The following is a 2,934-nucleotide window of genomic DNA, read 5'->3' as shown; positions in this document are numbered from 1 at the left end:
TTTGACCTCTTGTCACTTTTTTCTGTCAACCGCACTGGGATGGCAGCCCACCCCGTTCAGAAGGCGTTGCGGAAAGTCTGGCGTGCGTTGCGCCGGCGCCAGCAGAACAACAAGCTCGGTCTCGCCGCCAAAAGCCCGGATGCGCTGTATCACCCCGACTGCATTGACCTCCCGCTCAAAGAACGCTCTTTTCAGGGCCATAAGCTTTGGCGAGACGGACCATGCCTTTCGTTCGAAGGCGTTGGTACCAATAGAATAGTATCATCAAGCCGGTTGTTGTGCCGGCACCAAGGCACAGTGCAGGCGCCAACGCTGATCCGACATATAGTGCTAGAAGGGTCACGCCCGCCGCCGCGACAATGGCATTTACGAAAGCGATCATCGTCGCGGCTGTGGTCAGATGCGCCAGGAGCGGCCCGGCACGCAGCGACGGTTCGGCGTCGTTTTCTGGCCAACGGCCGAACTCTTTGGAAAACTGAAAAGCAGCATCCTCCCCCAGCGTTCGGTAGTAGGCCCTGATCCGGGCGATGCCGATATGGGCCTGCATGTTCTCGGCGGCTATATCGATCAACCTTAAGACGGTGAAGCTACCCAGCAAAAAGAGCGATGGCAGCACGGCTAGGAGAAACGGCTGAAGGAATTCAGGCGACTGCGCGACAAAGCCCGTCGCCACTAGAGCGCTCGATAGAGACATGATGTAGATGGTCGTTCGCGACGCCATTTCGCTGATGGTTGCGCTGATCGCCGATTGCTGCACGAAATGCTCTGTCGTGAGGGCCGCGAGAAGCGCGGTGTGCGGTGTTGTCGTGTCGGCCATTTTATATCTCCTGTGATGAGCATGCCGCCGCTGGCGCATCCTGAGCGACAGAGCCGTCGACACAGGCTGCATGCGCCTACGCGATTGTGCAGATGTTCAAAGAGTGTTCATCAACTTGGCAATTCCGTTTAAATGGCGCCGGAATTCGGCTTGCCCGATGCCTGTATAACGCCGGAAATCGCGGCTCGCATGGGCTTGATCGAAATAGCCTTGCTGGCGGCCAATTGCGCCAGTCCGCCGGCGGGCGCGTCGGCCAGCAGAGCCCCAACTAGTCGATAATAGGCATGACGCCCGCGTATCGTTTTGGTGAAAGGCCCACGAGGTTCCGGAACAGTCGATAGAGCGAAGAATAGGACAGCCCCAGCGCGGCCGCGGCAGTAGCAACGCCCTGGTTTGGATCGGCATCTATGAGGCGCACGGCCCCCGCAAGATTTTGAATCTGCTGGTGGGCATTGCCCACACGTCCGGATAGCGCAATAGCGCAACTACGCTCGGTCCCAAACAGTCGCGCCAATTTGGTTAAGGTCCTGGATGGGTTTAGGTTAGACGTTCGTCCTCGGCAAGATTGTCACAATTCGGTCACTCGCCGCCAAATTGCCGAATGTCCGGACATCGGCGGACTGAAGCAACGCAGCATTTTCCACTTTGAGGCGAAGTAATTCTCAACTATGGTCCGCCAGGCTTTTGGCATGGGGGGGAATATTGCCGATGGTTTTATCACGCAGGGGTGTCGTGCTCGGCGGCCTGGCGCTGGTCGCGGTGGGTGCAACCAGCAATATTGCTCAAGCCGCGGCGGCAAAATCCTTTTTCGCCGGTACCGCCAGCGACAACAATTTTGTCTATCGCAAGACCAACTTCGCCAAGATCGACAAGAGATGGCATCGCCAGATCGTCAAGTATTTCAGCAGCGAGCCGGTCGGCACCGTCGTGGTCGATACTCGCCACCACTTCCTCTACGTCATCATGGAAAACAAGACCGCCATCCGCTATGGCGTCGGCGTCGGCAAGGACGGCTTCAAATGGTACGGCCGCGCGACGATCGACCGCCGCGCGCTGTGGCCGCAATGGGTCCCGCCCCCCGAAATGCGTAAGCGCAAGCCGGACCTACCGCACATGGTCGCAGGCGGCGCGTCCAACAATCCGCTCGGGCCGCGCGCGCTCTATCTGCACCGCAACGGCGCCGACACCGGCTACCGCCTGCATGGCACGCTGGAGCCATGGAGCATCGGCACCGACGCTTCCAGCGGCTGCATCCGCATGTTCCCGGAAGACATCATCGACCTCTACCAGCGCTGCCCGATCGGCACCGCGGTGCAGGTCCTGCCGCACATCGCCGACCAGGCGCCCGCTTCCACCCTTGTCGAATGACTGGCGCCTCATGAACCGCATGATTGAAAACACGCGCCGGCTGCTCGCCGCCGGCCTGCTGGTGCTGGCCGCATCCTGCTCGACCAGCAACACGCTGGCCCCTTCCACGCCCGACATCACCAACACCGAGGTTGCCGGCTTCCAGAACGTGCAGCCGGGCAGCGAGGAGGATTTTATCCTCAATGTCGGCCGCCGCACCTATTTCACGCAAGGTTCGGCCGCGCTCGATTCTGTCGCCAAGGCCACCCTCGACACCCAGATCGCCTGGTTAGCAAAGCATCCGCGCTGGCTGCTCAAGCTGCAGGGTTTCGCCGACGATCCCGGCGCAAGTGAAACGGCGCTATCGCAGCAGCGCGCCGATGCGGTGATGGACTACCTCGCCGCCGGCGGCATAGACCGCAACCGCATGTGGGCCAAGGGCTACGGCAAGGACAGGCTCGTCCGCGACTGCCCCGACACCGCTTGCAGGTCGCAGAACCGCCGCGTTGTGTCTAATTTGCGCGATTTGAGGGACGAGCCGTAGGGGGCTGCTGTTCTGCTTGCGACCCGAAGCAGAGTCTCACACGCGACGGCGGCATGGCTGCTTTGCGCGCATGGCAGCCCTTGAGGCGATCTTTGCGATTGCCGGATAGCAGACGCTGCCGGCGACCACCCTGGACATCTTATTGCGCCAGGGCAGACATTTCCGATCGCGGGGCAGGCGGCCCCGGATGGGTCGCTACTTCGGCATTGGGAGGAGACTTCTGAAG

The 2,934-nt window shown here is 60.8% G+C and carries 3 protein-coding genes; 2 read left to right on the top strand and 1 reads right to left on the bottom strand.

All coding sequences use genetic code 11. The annotated features are described in order from the left end of the window. Positions 1 to 175 precede the first annotated feature (175 nt). Positions 176 to 817: a hypothetical protein gene (locus BLT09_RS34565; protein WP_167366605.1), complete on the bottom strand. Its 642-nt coding sequence runs from the start codon at positions 815 to 817 to the stop codon at positions 176 to 178. Between the two features lie 708 nt (positions 818 to 1,525). Here BLT09_RS34565 and BLT09_RS33255 point away from each other — a divergent pair. Further along, positions 1,526 to 2,185: a L,D-transpeptidase gene (locus tag BLT09_RS33255; protein WP_091600659.1), complete on the top strand. Its 660-nt coding sequence runs from the start codon at positions 1,526 to 1,528 to the stop codon at positions 2,183 to 2,185. A 10-nt stretch (positions 2,186 to 2,195) separates the two neighbouring features. Next, positions 2,196 to 2,708 carry an OmpA family protein gene (locus BLT09_RS33250; protein ID WP_091600658.1) on the top strand — a complete coding sequence of 171 codons (513 nt, stop codon included), beginning with the start codon at positions 2,196 to 2,198 and terminating at the stop codon, positions 2,706 to 2,708. The last annotated feature ends 226 nt before the right edge of the window (positions 2,709 to 2,934 follow it).

Source organism: Mesorhizobium muleiense, assembly GCF_900099905.1.
Classification (GTDB): Bacteria; Pseudomonadota; Alphaproteobacteria; order Rhizobiales; family Rhizobiaceae; genus Mesorhizobium; species Mesorhizobium muleiense.
This window is presented reverse-complemented; position numbering and strand designations above follow the sequence as displayed.

What these genes read in the sequence shown, in the direction of transcription:
- BLT09_RS33250 (WP_091600658.1), top strand. Translation starts at nt 2,196, where the DNA reads ATGAACCGCATGATTGAAAACACGCGCCGGCTGCTCGCCGCCGGCCTG.
- BLT09_RS34565 (WP_167366605.1), bottom strand. Translation starts at nt 817, where the DNA reads ATGGCCGACACGACAACACCGCACACCGCGCTTCTCGCGGCCCTCACG.
- BLT09_RS33255 (WP_091600659.1), top strand. Translation starts at nt 1,526, where the DNA reads ATGGTTTTATCACGCAGGGGTGTCGTGCTCGGCGGCCTGGCGCTGGTC.